This window comes from Streptomyces venezuelae (assembly GCF_008642275.1).
Classification (GTDB): domain Bacteria; phylum Actinomycetota; class Actinomycetes; order Streptomycetales; family Streptomycetaceae; genus Streptomyces; species Streptomyces venezuelae_E.
The window spans coordinates 1,941,077-1,957,798 of record NZ_CP029189.1; the positions used below are offsets into that span (position 1 = coordinate 1,941,077).

At 72.8% G+C, this 16,722-nt stretch carries 17 protein-coding genes; 13 read left to right on the plus strand and 4 right to left on the minus strand.

Annotation, left to right across the window (positions count from 1 at the left end):
• Positions 1-15 precede the first annotated feature (15 nt).
• From DEJ51_RS08145 to DEJ51_RS08180, 8 genes are all read left to right on the plus strand, one after another.
• A complete protein-coding gene (locus DEJ51_RS08145; RefSeq protein ID WP_150256989.1) occupies positions 16-978 on the plus strand; it encodes a methionyl-tRNA formyltransferase in 963 nt (320 codons plus the stop codon).
• A 3-nt stretch (positions 979-981) separates the two neighbouring features.
• Positions 982-1,488 carry a cupin domain-containing protein gene (locus DEJ51_RS08150; protein ID WP_150256990.1) on the plus strand — a complete coding sequence of 169 codons (507 nt, stop codon included), beginning with the start codon at positions 982-984 and terminating at the stop codon, positions 1,486-1,488.
• Between the two features lie 61 nt (positions 1,489-1,549).
• A complete protein-coding gene (locus DEJ51_RS08155) occupies positions 1,550-2,143 on the plus strand; it encodes a TetR/AcrR family transcriptional regulator (RefSeq protein ID WP_150256991.1) in 594 nt (197 codons plus the stop codon).
• 122 nt (positions 2,144-2,265) lie between these two features.
• Entirely contained in the window at positions 2,266-3,462 is a 1,197-nt protein-coding gene (locus DEJ51_RS08160; protein WP_150256992.1) for an MFS transporter, read from the plus strand.
• A gap of 63 nt (positions 3,463-3,525) precedes the next feature.
• Positions 3,526-4,272, plus strand: coding sequence for an SDR family NAD(P)-dependent oxidoreductase (locus tag DEJ51_RS08165; protein WP_150256993.1), 747 nt, complete (start codon positions 3,526-3,528; stop codon positions 4,270-4,272).
• Between the two features lie 196 nt (positions 4,273-4,468).
• A complete protein-coding gene (locus tag DEJ51_RS08170; protein WP_150256994.1) occupies positions 4,469-6,097 on the plus strand; it encodes an FAD-binding oxidoreductase in 1,629 nt (542 codons plus the stop codon).
• Positions 6,094-7,476 carry an amino acid permease gene (locus DEJ51_RS08175; RefSeq protein ID WP_223835709.1) on the plus strand — a complete coding sequence of 461 codons (1,383 nt, stop codon included), beginning with the start codon at positions 6,094-6,096 and terminating at the stop codon, positions 7,474-7,476. The genes DEJ51_RS08170 and DEJ51_RS08175 overlap by 4 nt, the downstream gene beginning before the upstream one ends.
• A gap of 64 nt (positions 7,477-7,540) precedes the next feature.
• Positions 7,541-8,260, plus strand: coding sequence for a TetR/AcrR family transcriptional regulator (locus DEJ51_RS08180; RefSeq protein ID WP_150256995.1), 720 nt, complete (start codon positions 7,541-7,543; stop codon positions 8,258-8,260).
• 10 nt (positions 8,261-8,270) lie between these two features.
• Here the strand turns inward: DEJ51_RS08180 and DEJ51_RS08185 are convergent, their stop codons facing one another.
• The 3 genes from DEJ51_RS08185 to DEJ51_RS08195 form a co-directional block, all read right to left on the minus strand.
• Complete coding sequence (locus DEJ51_RS08185) at positions 8,271-8,714, minus strand: VOC family protein (RefSeq protein WP_150256996.1); 444 nt, start codon at positions 8,712-8,714, stop codon at positions 8,271-8,273.
• An 82-nt stretch (positions 8,715-8,796) separates the two neighbouring features.
• Positions 8,797-9,708 (minus strand): SDR family oxidoreductase, encoded by a 912-nt coding sequence (locus DEJ51_RS08190; protein ID WP_150256997.1) that lies wholly within the window; start codon positions 9,706-9,708, stop codon positions 8,797-8,799.
• 1 nt (position 9,709) lies between these two features.
• Positions 9,710-10,474: an SDR family oxidoreductase gene (locus DEJ51_RS08195; protein WP_150256998.1), complete on the minus strand. Its 765-nt coding sequence runs from the start codon at positions 10,472-10,474 to the stop codon at positions 9,710-9,712.
• A gap of 56 nt (positions 10,475-10,530) precedes the next feature.
• On the opposite strand from DEJ51_RS08195, the gene DEJ51_RS08200 reads away from it, so the two are divergent.
• Genes DEJ51_RS08200 through DEJ51_RS08220 form a run of 5 tightly spaced genes read left to right on the plus strand, consistent with a single transcriptional unit; the run spans position 10,531 to position 14,957 of the window.
• Complete coding sequence (locus tag DEJ51_RS08200; RefSeq protein ID WP_150256999.1) at positions 10,531-11,280, plus strand: enoyl-CoA hydratase family protein; 750 nt, start codon at positions 10,531-10,533, stop codon at positions 11,278-11,280.
• A complete protein-coding gene (locus DEJ51_RS08205; protein ID WP_150257000.1) occupies positions 11,277-12,128 on the plus strand; it encodes a CoA transferase subunit A in 852 nt (283 codons plus the stop codon). Before DEJ51_RS08200 ends, DEJ51_RS08205 begins: the two co-directional genes overlap by 4 nt.
• Entirely contained in the window at positions 12,125-12,883 is a 759-nt protein-coding gene (locus DEJ51_RS08210; protein WP_150257001.1) for a CoA-transferase subunit beta, read from the plus strand. The genes DEJ51_RS08205 and DEJ51_RS08210 overlap by 4 nt, the downstream gene beginning before the upstream one ends.
• 22 nt (positions 12,884-12,905) lie before the next feature.
• The gene (locus DEJ51_RS08215) at positions 12,906-13,988 is read left to right on the plus strand and encodes an NAD(P)H-dependent flavin oxidoreductase (protein WP_263411733.1); all 1,083 of its coding nucleotides are present in this window, start codon (positions 12,906-12,908) and stop codon (positions 13,986-13,988) included.
• Between the two features lie 30 nt (positions 13,989-14,018).
• Positions 14,019-14,957, plus strand: coding sequence for a tyrosine-protein phosphatase (locus DEJ51_RS08220; RefSeq protein ID WP_150257002.1), 939 nt, complete (start codon positions 14,019-14,021; stop codon positions 14,955-14,957).
• 87 nt (positions 14,958-15,044) lie between these two features.
• Here DEJ51_RS08220 and DEJ51_RS08225 read toward each other — a convergent pair whose 3' ends face one another.
• A complete protein-coding gene (locus DEJ51_RS08225; protein ID WP_150257003.1) occupies positions 15,045-16,721 on the minus strand; it encodes a DEAD/DEAH box helicase in 1,677 nt (558 codons plus the stop codon).
• Position 16,722 lies beyond the last annotated feature (1 nt).

Here is a 16,722-nt window from a genome sequence, read left to right on the forward strand (position 1 = left end):
AAGCGTCCGACCGTCATGGATCCCATACGTGTTGTGCTGTTCACCGAAGTCAACTCCAAACTCGGATCGCCCTTCCTGAGCATCCTGCACGGCCACCCGGACGTGGAGCTGGCCGCCCTGGTCACCTCACCGCCCGGGAAGCTGTGCGCGTACTTCACCGATGACGAGGAGGCCGTCGACGTCGCCGACCAGGCGCGCGCCCTGGGCGTACGCGTCCTGCGCCCGCGCTCGGCGAACGACCCCGACGCGGTGGAGGCCCTCGCCGCTCTGGACGCCGACTACTTCCTCGTCGGCAACTTCCAGCAGCTGCTGAAGGCTCCGCTGCTGGCGCTGCCGCGCCGCACCTCGGTCAACTTCCACCCCTCGCCGCTGCCGGAGTTCGCGGGCCTGGCGCCCTTCTACTGGATGGTCCGCGAGGGGGCCGCGGAGAGTTCCGTCTCCGCCATCGAGATGGGCGCCGAACTCGACGACGGCGACCTGCTGATGCAGCACCACATCCCGCTGTCGGGCCGCGAGACCGGCCTGGAGCTGCGCACCATGCAGGAGCGGGCCAACGTCCTGATGCTGCTCGACCTGATCCCGCAGCTGGTGGAGGGGACCTGGGAGCGCACGCCCCAGGACCTGTCCCGCCGCTCCTACTACGGGCGGCCCCGCGACGAGCACTACCGGCTCGACTTCAGCCGGCCCGCCGCCGTCGTGGAGCGCCACGTACGGGCCGCCTACCGCAACCCGGGTGCCTGGTTCACGGCCCCCGGCGGGCAGCGCATCCGGCTGCTGTCGGCCGCGTACGGGGAGGGCGGGGGTCCCGGGGGCGGCGGGCGGCCGCCCGGCACGCTGGTGCGCGACGGGAGCGGGCTGTACGTGGCGTGTGCGGACGGCGAGTGGCTGCGGCTGGTCACGGTGGAATGCGGAGGGCGTGAGGTGGCGGTCGACGACCCGGTCCTCGCGCTGCTCGGCGAAGCGACGACGGTAGGGTGAGAGATGTCTTTGTTCGAAGCGACCCAGCAGGCCGAAGTGCCCACCGAGGTGCGCCGGGTCCTGCACGTTCCGGCCGGGGGCGGCAAGGCCACCTGGCTGTCGGGTGACGTCTACAGCGTGAAGGCGGGCGCGGTCGAGACCGGCGGTTCCATCGCCGTGCTGGAGGCGTCCGTACCGCCCGGCGGGGGCCCTCCGCCGCACCACCACGCCGACGAGGACGAGGCCTTCTACGTCCTGGACGGCCGGCTGACCATCCGGGTCGGCGAGAACACGTACGAGGCGGCCACCGGCGACTTCGTGTTCGTGCCGCGCGGTACGGCGCACCAGTTCCACAACCACTCCCTGCACGCGGCGAAGCTGCTGCTGATCTTCACGCCGGGCGGGGTGGAGAACTTCTTCCTGGAGGCCGGTACGGAGCCCGTTCCGGGTGTGCCGGTGCCGGTGGAGGATCCGCCGGGCGTGGCCGAGGTGGGGGCGCGGTACGGGGTGGTTCCGGCCACGTTCGACTGACTCCGGCCTGCCGTACCGTCTTTCTGAAACGACCGGTTGGAAATGGGGTAGCCTCGTGCCCATGGCCAGGCCCAAGGAGTTCGACCCGCAGACCGCCCTGGTGGCGGCCATGGAGCTCTTCCGCCGCCAGGGGTACGAGGCCACCTCGATCCAGGACCTGGTGGACGCGCTGGGCATCAACCGCTCCAGCATGTACGCCGCCTACGGTTCCAAGCACGATCTCTACCTCAAGGCACTGGACCTGTACTGCGCCGTCGAGGCGGACCGGGCGCAGGAGCGTCTCGCCGAGTCCGACGAGGGTCCCGCCCTGCCGGTCCTGCGCGCCTTCCTCCTCTCCTACGTCGAGTCGGCGCTGGCCGATCCGCTGCGCGGCGGGTGCATGGTCACCCACGGCGTGCTGGAGCGGCTGCCGGAGGACGCGAAGGCCGCCGAACGGCTCGGCGGGGCGCTGGGTTCGCTGGAGGAGGCCTTCGCCTACCTCCTGCTGAAGGCCCAAGCGGCCGGGGAGCTCGCGCCCGGCACCGACGTGCGCACCACCGCCCGCCTCCTCGTCACCCTCACCCAGGGGCTGCGCGTCATGGAGCGGGCGGCGGACCGTGACTATCTGACCCAGGTCGTCGACCAGGCCCTCAAGGGCCTTTCCCCTACCGGCTGACACCCGTCCGGCGTCGGGTTCCGCCGGCCGGCCGGCCTCCGGCCACCCTGCTCCGCCTTCCCTGGGTCACACCTGCCCACATTCTGGAACGATCGTTCAGTTATAGAAAGGTTGTGACGGCCGTGCCCAAGGCCGTGTACGTCCTCGCCCTCGGCATCTTCGCCATGGTCACCAGCGAATTCGTGGTGGCCGGCCTGATGCCCCAGATCTCCGAAGGACTCGGGGCCACCATCCCCCAAGTCGGCTACCTGATCACCGCGTTCGCCGTCGCCATGGCCCTCGGCGGGCCGTTCCTGGCCACGGCGGTGCTGCGGCTCCCGCACAAGAGCGCCCTGATGGTGCTCTTCGCGGTCTTCCTCGGCGGCAACGTCCTGGCCGCCCTGTCCACCGACTACGTGACGATGGCCGTCGGGCGCGTCATCACGGGCGTCGCCTCCTCCGCCTTCTTCGGCGTCTCGCTCTCGGTCGTCGCGGAGATCACGAAGCCGGAGATGCGCGGCAAGGCGATCGGCGCCGCCATGAACGGGCTGATGCTCGGCACCCTGCTCGGCCTGCCCATCTCCACCTTCGTCGGCGGCCAGTTCGGCTGGCGGGCCGCGTTCTGGGCGATCTCGGGGCTGACCGTGCTCGCGGCCGTCGCGACGATCGTCGGCGTCCCCTCCGTGACCGGCGCCGAGGGCGGGGGCGGACCCTCCGTCAGGGAGGAGATGCGCGCCTTCAGGAACCCGCGGCTGTGGCTGGTGTTCTCCACCTCCACGCTGATCATCGGCGCCACCTTCTCCGCCTTCAGCTACTTCACGCCGATCCTCACCGAGCTCACCGGCTTCAGCGAGGGTTCGGTGCCGTGGCTGCTGGTCGCCTACGGAGCCGCGACCGTCGTCGGCAACAACATCGTGGGCCGCTTCGCCGACAAGCACACCATCGTGACCCAGCTCGTCGGGCTCGGGCTCAACATGGTCTTCCTCGCCGGCTTCGCCGTCTTCGCCGAGGTCACCGCGCCCGCGCTGGTCTTCATGATGGGCATCGGCCTGGTCGGCGTCACGATGAACCCCTGCATGATCACCCGGGTCCAGCGCACCGCGAACGCCCGCCCGCTGGTCAACACCGTGCACTCCTCCTTCATCACCCTCGGCATCGTCATCGGCTCCTGGCTCGGCGGGGTCGGCATCAACGCCTACGGGCTCCGGGCCCCCCTCGTCCTCGGCGTGATCATGGCCTTCCTCGGCCTGTTCACCCTCCTGCCGGACCTGCGCGCCAAGAAGGACGGCAGCGGCGGCACGACCGCGGCCGCCCCCGACCGGCAGCCCGCCACGGCCTGATCCCGCCCCCCGTCCCTCGCTCTCTCCCCCCACCCGACTCCCCCGCACAGAAAAGGAATCAACGTGACGACCACTCTCCACGGCGTGGCCCTGGTGACCGGCGGCTCCCGCGGCATCGGCGCCGAGATCGCCCGTACGCTCGCCGCCCACGGCGCCGACGTCGCGATCACCTACCGCTCGAACAAGGAACAGGCCGAAGAGGTCGCCGGGCAGGTACGGGCCCTCGGGCGCCGTGCCGTGGCCGTCGAGGCCGACGCCGCCGACGCCGGGGCCGTGACGGCCGCGGTGGACCGGGTCGTGCGCGAACTCGGCCCGGTCCGCATCCTCGTCAACAACGCCGGGTACGCGGACATGACCTGCCCGCCGCTCGCCGAGGTGCCGCTGGCCACCCTCGACCGGACCCTGGACATCAACGTCCGCGGCGCCTTCCTCACCGCGCAGGCCGTCTCCCGGTCCATGCCCGACGGCGGCCGCATCGTCAACATCGGCTCCTGCCTCGCCACGCAGGTCCCCGCCGCCGGCTTCACCCCGTACTCCATGTCGAAGGCGGCGGTCCACGGCCTGACCGTGGGCCTCGCCCGCGACCTGGGCGACCGTGCCATCACCGTCAACCAGGTGGCGCCCGGCTCCGTCGACACCGACATGAACCCCGCCGACGGTCCGTCCGCCGACTTCCAGCGCGGCCTGAACGTCTTCGGCCGCTACGGCCGGGCCGCGGAGATCGCGAGCGCGGTCCTCTACCTGGCCAGCGACGAGGCCTCGTTCGTCACCGGCACCACGCTGACCGTCGACGGCGGCGCCAACGCCTGACCGGCAGGCCCCCGGAACCGCCGGGCCCCGGAGGCACACAGGAGCCCCCGCTCGCCCCCGGGGCCCGGCCCGGTCGGGTCCCAACCCGGCCCGGCCCGGCCCAGCCCGGCCCAACCCGGCCCGGCCCAGCCGCCAGCAGCTCGGACCCCCATCGCACCGCCCCGTACCGCACTCGCGCCACGCAAGGGAACCTGTCATGCCGCATCCGGACCGCCGCGGATTCCTCGCCGCCTCGGCCGTCGTGGTGGGCGCCGGGACAGCCGGCACCCTCACCACCGCCCCCGCTTCCGCCGCCACCGCCCCCGGGGCGGCGGGCCCGAAGATCCTGCCCTCCGACGCCCGCTACCCCTCGCTCCGGACGGGCATCAACCGGCGCTACGCGGCCGACCCCGAGCACGTCAAGATGGTCCGCTCGGCCCGTGACGCCGAGGACGCGCTCCGCGAGGCGATCGCCCGCCGCAAGCGGATCTCCGTCCGCTCCGGCGGCCACTGCCTCGCCGACTTCACCTGCAACCCCGAGGTGGAGGTCCTCCTCGACTTCTCCGAGATGACCGGTGTCGGCTACGACGAGCGCCGCCGTGCCTTCCACGTCGAGCCCGGCGCCCACCTCATGGCCGTCTACGAGGCCCTCTACAAGGGGTGGGGCGTCACCCTGCCCGGCGGGGTCTGCCACTCCGTGGGCGCCGGCGGCCACATCAGCGGCGGCGGCTACGGCCTGCTCTCCCGCGACTTCGGCCTGGTCGTGGACCACCTGTACGCCGTCGAGGTGGTCGTCCCGGGCGCCGGCGGCCGCCCCCGTACGATCGTGGCCACCCGCGAGGCCGACGATCCGCACCGCGAGCTGTGGTGGGCCCACACCGGAGGCGGCGGCGGCAACTTCGGCCTCGTCACCCGCTACTGGTTCCGCACCCCCGGCACCGGACACGCGCCCCCGGAACGTCAGCTGCCCGTCCCGCCGGCCACGCTGCACGCCTGCGCGATCGACCTGTCCTGGGACGAGCTCACCGAGGACCGGTTCGTGCGGCTCCTGCGGAACTACGGCAGCTGGCACGAGCGCAATTCCGGTCCGGGCTCACCGGGCCGCCACCTGTCCACCCTCTTCAACGCCAACGCCCGCCGCTTCGGCTCCCTCGCCCACTACGCCCAGTCCTCCTCCCGCGCCACCCTCGACGCGTACCTCGCCGCCCTGCTGGACGGCACCGGCCTCACCCCGCGCCCCGTCGACCGGCCCAGCGGCGAACTGGCCGCCATGCCGAACCTGTTCACCCCGCGCGAGCTGCCCTGGCTGGACGCGGCCCGCATGGTCGGCTCGCCCAACCCGGTCTGGGCCAATCCGCTGGCCCGGGTCGGCCTCAAGTCCGCCTACCACAGGCGCGGCTTCACCCTGCACCAGCTGCAGGCCGCGTACCGGCACCTCTCCCGGACCGACAACCCCGACACCTCCCTGGTCCTGCTCTCCTTCGGCGGCGCCATCAACGCCCACGGCGAGGCGGACACCGCAGCCGCCCAGCGCGACTCCGTCTTCAAGGTCCTGTACCAGTCGATCTGGTCGGCCCCCCAGGACGACGAGCCGGAGACGAACCGGCTGCGCGCCTTCTACGGCGACGTCTACGCCGAGACCGGCGGCGTCCCGGCAACCGGCGGGGTCACCGACGGCTGCTACATCAACTACCCCGACACCGACCTGGCCGACCCCGCGGTCAACACCTCCGGCATCCCCTGGCACGAGCTCTTCTACAAGGGAAACTACGAGCGGCTGCGGGCGGTCAAGCGCCGCTACGACCCCCACGCGGTCCTCCGGCACAAGCTCTCGGTCGCACCGTGACGGCACAGGGCGAGCAGGCGTTCCGCAACCGTCACCTGACCATGATGGCGATGGGCGGCGCGGTCGGCACCGGGCTCTTCGTCGGTTCGGCGCAGAGCATCCGGGCCGCCGGCCCCGCCGTCCTCGTCAGCTACGCGCTGGCCGGGCTGCTGGTGCTGCTGGTCATGCGGATGCTCGGGGAGATGGTCGCCGCCCGCCCGATGTCCGGGTCCTTCGCCGACTACGCCCGCCTCGCCCTCGGCGAGTGGGCGGGGTTCACGGTCGGCTGGCTCTACTGGTACGCCTTCGTCGCCATCGTGGCCGTCGAGGCGATCGCGGGCGGCCAGATCGTGCACGGCTGGCTGCCGCAGGTACCGGCCTGGGTGTGCAGCCTGTTCCTGCTCGGGGGGCTGACGGCGGTGAACCTCCGCTCCTCGCGCGCCTTCGGGAACGCCGAGTTCTGGTTCGCGGTCGTCAAGATCGCCGCGATCCTCGCCTTCCTGGCCCTGGGGACCGCCTACCTGCTGGGGGACGGCCCTGCGGGGCCGCCGCTGGGGAACCTCACGGCGTACGGAGGTTTCGCCCCGCACGGCCTCGGCCCGGTCCTCACCGCCACCGTCGGTGTCGTCTTCGCCTTCGGCGGTACCGAGATCGTGGCCGTCGCGGCCGCCGAGTGCCCCGACCCGGGCCGGGCGGTGGCCCGCGCCACCCGCCAGATCGTGTGGCGGATCCTCGTGTTCTTCCTCGGCTCGGTCCTGCTGGTGCTCGCGATCGTGCCCTGGCCGGAGATCACCGGCGGCGAGAGCCCGTATGTGAGCGCCCTGACCCGAATCGGGGTCCCGTTCGCCGGAACCGCCATGAGCACGGTGATCCTGACCGCGCTGCTGTCGGTGCTCGGCTCCACGCTCTACGCCTCCTCGCGCATGCTGGCCACCCTCGCCGGGCACGGCGACGCGCCCCGGTGGGCGGCGGCACCCCGGCGTGCGGTCCTGCTCGGAACCGTGGCGGGCTGCGGGGCCGTCGCGGCCCAGGCGGTCAGTCCCGAGCGGGCGTTCCCGTTCCTGCTCGACTCGACCGGCGCGGTGCTGATCATCATGTACCTGGGGATCGCCGTCTCCCAGTTCGTCCTGCGGATCCGCGCCGAGCGCACCGCGCCCGCACCGCCCGCCTTCCGCATGTGGGGCTTCCCGTACCTGACGCTGCTGGTCGTCGCGGCGTTCTCGGCGATCCTGTGCTCCATGCTCTTCACCGCGCAGACCCGTCCCCGGCTGCTGATGAGCCTGGGCACGCTCGCCGTGGTGCTGGTGGCGTGCGCCCTCACGAGAGCCGCGAAGGCCACGAGGGCCGCGAAGGCCCGGAGGAGGGCTGCCGAGTTGCGGTTCGTCAACACGGTAAGGTAAGTAAACGGTGTTTGTACGGGGGTAGAAGACACTCTCGCCGTGTCCCTGAGGAGGAGCCCCCGCCATGCAGACCCTGTCGCGCCGTGAACGTCTCCGGATCGAGACCACCGCCGAGATCAAGGAGGTGGCGCTCGCGCTGCTCGCCTCCGGTGACGTCGCCGGGATCACGCTGCGCGGCATCGCGCGCGAGATGGGCATGACCGCCGCGGCCCTGTACGGCTACTTCGACACCCGCGACGATCTGCTCGCCACGCTGGCGGCCGACACGTACAACCGGCTCGCCGACCAGCAGGAGCTGGCCCGTGACGCGCTCCCCGAGGAGGCGACCGCGGCCCGGCTCCTCGCGGTCGCGGACACCTTCCGGGAGTGGGCCCGTACCCGCCCGGCGGAGTTCCGCCTGACCTACGGGGACAGCTCGCCGGGGTACGCGCCGACCCACGACGCCGTCGTGGCGGCCGCCCGCCGGTGCTGCATGATCCTCCTGGGCCTGGTCGACGCCGCCTGGCCCGCCGCCCCCGAGCAGCTCAAGCGGGCCGAGGCGCAGTGGAGCGACTTCGTCCCCTCCCTCGCGGCCCTGGCCCGCGAGTGCTTCCCCCACCTGCCGCCGCAGGCGCTGCTGGCCTCGCTGCGGGTGTGGGGCCGCATGTACGGCCCCGTCGCGCTGGAGGTGTACCGGCAGTTCGGCCCCGAGGCCAACCCCCGGGTGCTGTTCCAGGCGGAGATGGACTCGGCCCTGGAGATGCTCGGCCTGGAGCAGCCCCGGCCGGGCGGGGCCGGTTCCTGAGAGCGGTCCGTCACGCGGCCGCGCTGGGCGGGGCCGCCAGGTTCAGCTGCCAGGAGACGCCGAAGCGGTCGTTCACCCAGCCGAACCGGTGGCTGAATCCGTACGAGCCCAGGGGCATGAGCTCCTGGCCCTGTTCGGCGAGCGCGCCGTAGAGGCGGTCGATCTCGGCCTCGTCCTCGCACTGGACGTACAGGGACACCGCGGGCGTGAAGCCGAAGGCGTGCTCGGCCGGGCTGTCGATGCACATGAGCTGCTGTCCGGCCAGGGAGAACGTCGCGTGGCGCACGGTTCCCTCGGGCCCGGCCCCGGGTCCGGTCTCGCCGGGGCCGTAGCGGCTGATGGCGAGCACCTGCGCGTCGTCGAACAGCGAGACGTAGAAGCCCATGGCTTCCTCGGCCCGTCCCTCGAACATCAGAAACGTGGTGATCTTCTGCGGGGTCGGTGTGACGGCCATCGTCGGATCGTGTCCCTTCGGCTCTGGTCCCGGACCAGGAACCTTAGCCTCCGGTGTCGCCGCCGGGACCGGACCGGGGCCGCTACCGCGCGCCGTACACGGGGAGCGGAGTCCGTGCCTCCGCGAGGAGTTCCAGGGTGGCCTTTCCGGCTTCCGCCGGGGTCCAGCGCGCGCCCCGGTCCGCGGTGGGGCCCGGCCGCCAGCCCTCCATCACGGTGATCCGGCCGCCCTCCGCCTCGAAGACGCGGCCCGTGACTCCGGCCGAGGCCTCCGCCCCCAGCCACACCACCAGCGGGGAGACGTTCTCGGGGGCCATCGCGTCGAAGCCGCCCTCCTCGGGGGCGGCCATGGTCTCGGCGAAGGTCCGCTCCGTCATCCGGGTCCGTGCCGCGGGGGCGATCGCGTTGACCTGGACGCCGTAGGGTCCCATCTCCTGCGCCGCGACCATGGTGAGGCCGAGGATCCCGGCCTTGGCCGCGCTGTAGTTGCCCTGGCCGACGGAGCCCAGCAGGCCGGCGCCGGAGGAGGTGTTGACGACCCGGGCGGCCGCGGGCCGGCCCGCCTTCGCCTCCGCCCGCCACCACGCGGCCGCCGACCTCAGCGGGAGGAAGTGGCCCTTCAGGTGGACCCGCATGACCGCGTCCCAGTCGTCCTCGTCCAGGTTGACGAGCATCCGGTCCCGCAGGAAGCCCGCGTTGTTGACGAGGGTGTCCAGGCGCCCGAAGGTGTCCACGGCCGCCGTCACCAGCGAGTCCGCCCCCGCCGGTGTGGCGATGTCCCCGCCGTGCGCGAGTGCCTGCCCGCCCAGTGCCTCGATCTCCCGGACCACGTGTGCCGCGGGGCCGTCCGGCCCGGGCAGCCCGTCGAGCCCGACCCCGAGGTCGTTGACGACGACCTTCGCCCCCTCCGCGGCGAAGGCCAGCGCATGGGCCCGTCCCAGCCCCCGCCCCGCGCCCGTCACGATCACGACCCGGCCTTCGCACAGTCCCGCCATCTCAGCTCTCCTTGTTGACAGTTGCCGCATCCAGGAACGCCGGGCGCTCCCCGCCCCCGTGCACCAGCAGGCTCGCGCCGCTCACGTACGCCGCCCGGGCCGAGGCCAGGAACACCGCCGCCTCCCCCACGTCCGAGGGGTCCGCCAGCCGCCCCAGCGGGACGGTGGCGCCGACCGAGGCGATGCCGGTCTCGTCTCCGTAGTGCAGGTGGGCCAGTTCGGTCCGCACCATGCCGAGGACCAGGGAGTTGACCCGTACCTCGGGAGCCCATTCGACGGCCATGGACCGGGCCAGGTGCTCCAGCCCGGCCTTGGCGGCGCCGTACGCGGCCGTCCCAGGTGAGGGGCGGGTCCCGCTGACGCTGCCGATCATGACCACCGAGCCGGCCGCTTCCCGCAGCCAGGGGTAGGCCGCGAGCGAGGCGGTCATCGGCGCGAGCAGGTTGAGTTCGACGACGCGCGCGTGGCGCTGTGCCGCGCCCTCGCCCAGCAGCCGGTACGGGGTGCCGCCCGCGTTGTTGACGAGGCAGTCGAGCCGCCCGTACCGGCCCGCGACCGCACCGAAGAACTCGTGCACGGCAGCGGGGTCGCGCAGGTCGACCGGGGTGAAGGCGGCGGCCTTGCCGGCCGCCGCCACCTCCTCGTCCGGTGGGCGCCGGGCGCAGACGACCACGTCCGCGCCGGCCGCGAGGAACGACCGGGCGATGCCGGCGCCGACGCCCCGGGTTCCTCCGGTGACGACGACGACCCTCCCGTCGAGCTCCATAGGCTGCTACCTTCCTCACCTAACAAATGTTTGGTGGAAAGGTAGCTGATCCTCTCATGGGTGTCTCCACCGCAAGCCCCGACAAGGGCATCGCACTCGTCACAGTCGACTTCCCACCCGTCAACGCGCTCCCGGTACAGGGCTGGTACGACCTCGCCGACGCCCTGCGGGCGGCCGGCCGCGACCCCGGGATCCGGTGCGTCGTCCTCACCGCCGAGGGCCGCGGCTTCAACGCCGGAGTGGACATCAAGGAGATGCAGCGCGACACGGGACACGCGGCGCTGATCGGCGCCAACCGGGGCTGCTACGAGGCCTTCGCCGCCGTCTACGAGTGCGAGGTGCCGGTCGTCGCGGCCGTGCACGGGTTCTGCCTGGGCGGCGGGATCGGACTGGCCGGCAACGCCGACGCCATCGTCGCCTCCGAGGACGCCACCTTCGGGCTGCCCGAGCTGGACCGGGGCGCGCTCGGCGCCGCCACCCACCTGGCGCGGCTGGTCCCGCAGCACCTGATGCGCGCGCTGTACTACACCTCGCGCACCGCGACCGCCGCCGAACTCCACGCCCACGGCTCGGTCTGGAAGGTGGTCCCGCGCACGGAGCTGCGCGCCGCCGCCCTGGAGCTGGCCGCCGAGATCGCGCGGAAGGACGGCTGCCTGATCCGGCTCGCCAAGGCGGCCATCAACGGGATCGACCCCGTGGACGTGCGCCGCAGCTACCGCTTCGAGCAGGGCTTCACCTTCGAGGCCAACCTGAGCGGGGTGGCCGACCGGGTCCGCGACACCTTCGGGACAGGAGAGCGCGCATGACCGACAAGTCCATGACCCCCGAAGAGGTGGTCGGGCAGCTGCACAGCGGGATGACCGTCGGCATCGGCGGATGGGGGTCCCGGCGCAAGCCCATGGCCCTGGTGCGCGCACTGCTCCGGTCCGAGATCACCGACCTCACCGTGATCTCCTACGGTGGCCCCGACGTCGGCCTGCTGGCCGCCGCCGGCCGGATCCGCAGACTGGTCGCCCCCTTCGCCACCCTCGACTCCATCCCGCTGGAGCCGCACTTCCGGGCCGCACGCGAACGTGCCGCCTTCACCCTCACCGAGCTCGACGAGGCCATGTTCATGTGGGGCCTGCACGCCGCCGCGAACCGGCTCCCCTTCCTGCCGGTACGCGCCGGCCTCGGTTCCGACGTGATGCGGGTCAACCCGGAGCTGCGCACGGTGCTCTCCCCCTACGACGACGGCGAGGAGCTCGTCGCCGTCCCCGCCCTGCGCATGGACGCCGCACTGGTCCACCTCAACCGCGCAGACCGCCTGGGCAACGCCCAGTACCTGGGCCCGGACCCGTACTTCGACGACCTCTTCTGCGAGGCCGCCGACGCCGCCTACGTCTCCTGCGAGCAGCTCGTCGAGACGGCCGAGCTCACCAAGTCCGGCCCCCCGCAGTCCCTCCTCGTCAGCCGGCACTCCGTGACCGGGGTCGTGGAGACCCCGAACGGCGCGCACTTCACCTCCTGCGTCCCCGACTACGACCGGGACGAGGCCTTCCAGAAGCTGTACGCGGCCACCCCCTGGGACGAGTTCTCGGCCCGCTTCCTGTCCGGGGCGGGCGAGCACGACTACCAGCTGGCCGTCCGGACCTGGCACGAGGAGCAGCAGTGACGACGACCGACGCCACCCCCACCGCCCCGCGTGCCGTCTCCCGGGCCGAGTACTGCGTGATCGCCTGCGCCGAGGCCTGGCGCGACAACGGCGAGGTGCTCGCCAGCCCGATGGGTCTGGTCCCCTCCTTCGGGGCCAGGCTCGCGAAGCGGACCTTCTCCCCGGACCTGCTGCTGACCGACGGCGAGGCGATGCTCGTCGGGCTGGACGGCACGGCCGAGGGCTGGCTCCCGTACCGGCGTCACCTGACGATGGTCACCGGAGGGCGGCGGCACGTGATGATGGGCGCCAGCCAGATCGACCGGTTCGGCAATCAGAACATCTCGTGCATCGGCGACTGGGAGCGGCCGGCCCGCCAGCTCCTCGGGGTGCGCGGCGCTCCCGTGAACACCCTCAACAATCCCGTGAGTTACTGGGTTCCCAAGCACTCGAAGCGGGTGTTCGTCGAGCGCGTCGACATGGTCAGCGGGGTCGGCTACGACCGTGCGGAGGCGGCCGGGGTGACCCGCTTCCACCGGCTGCCCCGGGTGGTCAGCGATCTCGGCGTCTTCGACTTCGCCGGGCCGGGTCACTCGATGCGGCTGGCCTCCCTGCACCCCGGCGTCACCGTCGAGGACGTCCTGGCGGCGACCGGCTTCGAGCCGGCGATCACCGGCGAGGTCCCGTACACGCGCGAACCGACCGCCGGGGAGCTGCGGCTGATCCGCGAGGTGATCGACCCCCAGGGGCTGCGCGACCGTGAAGTGCGGGTCTGACGCGATGGGGCGGACGATGACGATACGGACGGCCTTCACCGAGCTGGTCGGGGTCGAGCACCCCGTCGTACAGACGGGCATGGGCTGGGTCGCCGGCCCCCGCCTGGTGTCGGGCGCGGCGAACGCGGGGGCGCTGGGCATCCTGGCCTCGGCCACGATGACCCTGGACCAGCTGCGTTCGGCGGTCCGCGAGGTGAAGTCCCGCACTCCGGAGGGGACTCCGTTCGGGGTCAACCTGCGGGCGGACGCGGGGGACGCGGCCGAGCGCGCCCAGCTGATCATCGACGAGGGGGTACGGGTCGCCTCCTTCGCGCTGGCGCCCTCCAGGGAGCTGATCGGACGGCTCAAGGACGCGGGCGTGGTCGTCATCCCGTCGATCGGGGCCCGGCGGCACGCCGAGAAGGTGGCCGCGTGGGGGGCCGACGCGGTGATCGTGCAGGGCGGCGAGGGCGGCGGCCACACGGGGGACGTGGCCACGACGGTGCTGCTGCCGCAGGTCGTGGACGCCGTGGACATCCCGGTGATCGCGGCGGGCGGCTTCAGCGACGGGCGCGGCCTGGTCGCGGCCCTGTCGTACGGGGCCGCGGGCATCGCCATGGGCACCCGGTTCCTGCTGACCTCGGACTCGACCGTCCCGGACGCCGTGAAGGCCGAGTACCTGAAGGCCACGGTCAAGGACGTCACCGTCACCACGGCCGTCGACGGGCTGCCGCACCGCATGCTCCGTACCGAGCTGGTCGACTCGCTGGAGCGGGCGGGCCGTGCCCGGGCGCTGCTCCGGGCGGTGCGGCACGCGGCCGGCTTCCGGAAGCTGTCCGGGCTGAGCTGGCCGCAGATGGTCCGCGACGGCCTCGCGATGAAACACGGCAAGGACCTGTCCTGGAGCCAGGTCCTGCTCGCCGCGAACACCCCGATGCTCCTCAAGGCGTCCATGGTCGAGGGCCGTACGGACCTCGGCGTCATGGCATCGGGCCAGGTCGCGGGGATGATCGACGACCTTCCGTCCTGTGCGGAGCTCGTCTCCCGCGTCATGGCCGAAGCACAACAGGCAATCGAAGCACTCGAAGCACTGCACTCGCTCCGCACCCTGCCACCACCAGGGTGATCCCCCTTCTCCGTCACAGGAGTCGCCCCCATGAGCCGTGCCCGCATCCGCCTGGCGACCGCGGCGGCCGCCGCCGCTCTCGCCGTCGGGACCCTGCCCGCCGCCGCGTCCGCTGCGGCGGCACCCGCAGCCGGGGTCAGCACCCGGGACCACGTCCGGCACCAACCGCAAGCCGAAACGATTCGCCAGATCCCCCTCCAGGGCGCCGTCAACCTCCGGGACATCGGGGGCTACCGCACCTGGACCGGCGGCCAGGTCCGCCAGGGGCTGGTCTACCGCTCCGACGCACTGAGCAAACTGACCGACGCCGACGTCACCACCGTCTCCGGTCTCGGCCTCAAGAAGGTCGTCGATTTCCGCATTCCCATGGAGCTCCAGTACGACGGCGCCGACCGGCTGCCCGCTGGGCTCTCCCCCACCTCGCGCCCCGTCAGCGACCTCGGCCTCTACGGCACTCTCGTCGGCGCCATCGGCAGCGGCGATCCCGTCGTCCAGGAGCAGATGCTCGGCGGCGGCCGCGCCGAGGCCTACATGCGCGACATCTACCGCACCTTCGTGAGCAGCCCCGAGAACCGCGCCCAGTTCGCGGCGACCCTGCGGGAGATCGCCGACGGCCGGCAGGGCCCGGTCCTGTACCACTGCACGTCCGGCAAGGACCGGACCGGCTGGATGAGTTACGTCCTGCTGCGCGCCCTCGCCGTACCCGAGGACACCGCGGAGCGCGACTACCTGGCGTCGAACACCTTCCGCGCCGCCTACGACGCCCGGGTGCGGGCGGGTCTGAAGCAGTCGGGCCGGATGCAGAACCCGGACCTGCTGATCCCGCTCCAGGAGGTCCGCCAGGACTACCTGGACGCGGCGACCGCGCAGCTGGAGGCCGACTACGGCGGCTTCTACGGCTACCTGACCGATGGCCTCGGCCTGGATCTGCGGACGCTGGCGAAGCTGCAGGACCGCATGGTCCGGTAGCGGACGGCGGAGGCGGAGCCGGACAGCACGACGCCGGGCAGCGCTTCCCGCGCGGCCCGGCGTCGTCGTGTTCGCGTACGGGGTGGGTCAGACCGCCCGGCGGCGGCCCTGTCCCCCGGAGCCGACCCGGCTGCGCGCCGAGGCCGCGGCGGCGCCGCCACCGCCGGCCGTCCCGCGCCGGGAGCGCTCGCCGGAGCCACCGGCCGCCGCGCCGCCCTGGCCACCGCGCCGGGCCTGGCCCGAACCGGAAGCCGCCGGGGCCTGCCCGGAAGCACCCCCGCCGGAACGGCGGCTCCGGCCGCCGGCCGCCGGAGCGCCGCCCGTGGCGGCACCGGTGCGCGGCCCGCCGCCCGAGCGGCGGCGCGAGCCGGAGCCCGAACCGGAGCCGGAACGCGGCTTGGGCGCGGTCGGCTGCGGAACCTCCAGGACGACCGGGATGCCCGAGGGCTCCTTGGCGCCGGTCAGCCGGGCCAGTTCCTCGTCGGAGGACTTGATCTGCGCGGTGCGCGGGGAGATCCCGGCGTCCGACATCAGGCGGGTCATGTCCCGCTTCTGGTCGGGGAGGACCAGGGTGACCACGCTGCCGGACTCGCCGGCCCGGGCGGTACGGCCGCCACGGTGCAGGTAGTCCTTGTGGTCGGTGGGCGGGTCCACGTTGACGACGAGGTCGAGGTCGTCGATGTGGATGCCGCGGGCCGCGACGTTCGTGGCGACGAGCGCGGTGACCTCGCCGGTCTTGAACCAGTCGAGGGTGCGGTTGCGCTGCGGCTGGGAGCGGCCGCCGTGCAGGCCGGAGGCACGTACGCCGTCCGCCAGCAGCTTCTTGACCATGCGGTCGACGCCGCGCTTGGTGTCGACGAACATGATCACCCGGCCGTCGCGAGCGGCTATGCGCGTCGCCACGGCCTTCTTGTCGGTCTCGTCCATGACGTACAGGACGTGGTGCTCCATGGTGGTGACCGCACCGGCCGACGGGTCGACCGAGTGGCCCACCGGGTCGGTCAGGAACATCTTCACGAGCTTGTCGATGTTCTTGTCCAGGGTCGCGGAGAACAGCATCCGCTGACCGTCGGCCTCGACCTGCTTGAGCAGCGCCGTGACCTGCGGCATGAAGCCCATGTCGGTCATCTGGTCGGCCTCGTCGAGGACGGTGATCGAGACCTGCGAGAGGTCGGCGTCACCGCGGTCGATGAGGTCCTTGAGGCGGCCGGGGGTGGCGACGAGCACCTCGGCACCGCGGCGCAGGGCGCCCGACTGCCGGTTGATCGACATGCCGCCGACGACGGTCGCGATGCGCAGGTTGACGGCCGTGGCGTACGGGGCCAGGGCGTCGGTGACCTGCTGAGCGAGCTCACGCGTCGGTACGAGGACCAGCGCGAGCGGCGCCTTCGGCTGCGCGCGGCGGCCGGCGGTACGGGCCAGCAGCGCCAGGCCGAACGCCAGCGTCTTGCCGGAGCCGGTGCGGCCGCGGCCGAGCAGGTCACGGCCGGCGAGGGAGTTCGGCAGCGTCGCGGCCTGGATCGGGAACGGCTCGGTGACGCCCTGGGCGGCGAGGGTCTTCAGCAGCGCCTCGGGCATGTCCATGTCCCCGAACGACTCGACCGGCGGCAGCGCCGGGGCGATCGGCTCGGGCATGGTGAATTCCTGGGGCCGGGCGACGGGCGCGGACTTCTGCCGTCCCGCGCCAGACTTCGGACGCCCCTGGGCCGCACCTCGGCCCCGGGTGGGGCGGCGGCTGGGTCGTGCGGAGCTGGAGCTGGTCATG

Coding starts and splice junctions, on each gene's coding strand:
- DEJ51_RS08150 (WP_150256990.1), top strand. CDS start 982: ATGTCTTTGTTCGAAGCGACCCAGCAGGCCGAAGTGCCCACCGAGGTG.
- DEJ51_RS08220 (WP_150257002.1), top strand. CDS start 14,019: ATGAGCCGTGCCCGCATCCGCCTGGCGACCGCGGCGGCCGCCGCCGCT.
- DEJ51_RS08205 (WP_150257000.1), top strand. CDS start 11,277: ATGACCGACAAGTCCATGACCCCCGAAGAGGTGGTCGGGCAGCTGCAC.
- DEJ51_RS08200 (WP_150256999.1), top strand. CDS start 10,531: ATGGGTGTCTCCACCGCAAGCCCCGACAAGGGCATCGCACTCGTCACA.
- DEJ51_RS08185 (WP_150256996.1), bottom strand. CDS start 8,714: ATGGCCGTCACACCGACCCCGCAGAAGATCACCACGTTTCTGATGTTC.
- DEJ51_RS08180 (WP_150256995.1), top strand. CDS start 7,541: ATGCAGACCCTGTCGCGCCGTGAACGTCTCCGGATCGAGACCACCGCC.
- DEJ51_RS08225 (WP_150257003.1), bottom strand. CDS start 16,721: ATGACCAGCTCCAGCTCCGCACGACCCAGCCGCCGCCCCACCCGGGGC.
- DEJ51_RS08155 (WP_150256991.1), top strand. CDS start 1,550: ATGGCCAGGCCCAAGGAGTTCGACCCGCAGACCGCCCTGGTGGCGGCC.
- DEJ51_RS08195 (WP_150256998.1), bottom strand. CDS start 10,474: ATGGAGCTCGACGGGAGGGTCGTCGTCGTCACCGGAGGAACCCGGGGC.
- DEJ51_RS08145 (WP_150256989.1), top strand. CDS start 16: ATGGATCCCATACGTGTTGTGCTGTTCACCGAAGTCAACTCCAAACTC.
- DEJ51_RS08190 (WP_150256997.1), bottom strand. CDS start 9,708: ATGGCGGGACTGTGCGAAGGCCGGGTCGTGATCGTGACGGGCGCGGGG.
- DEJ51_RS08170 (WP_150256994.1), top strand. CDS start 4,469: ATGCCGCATCCGGACCGCCGCGGATTCCTCGCCGCCTCGGCCGTCGTG.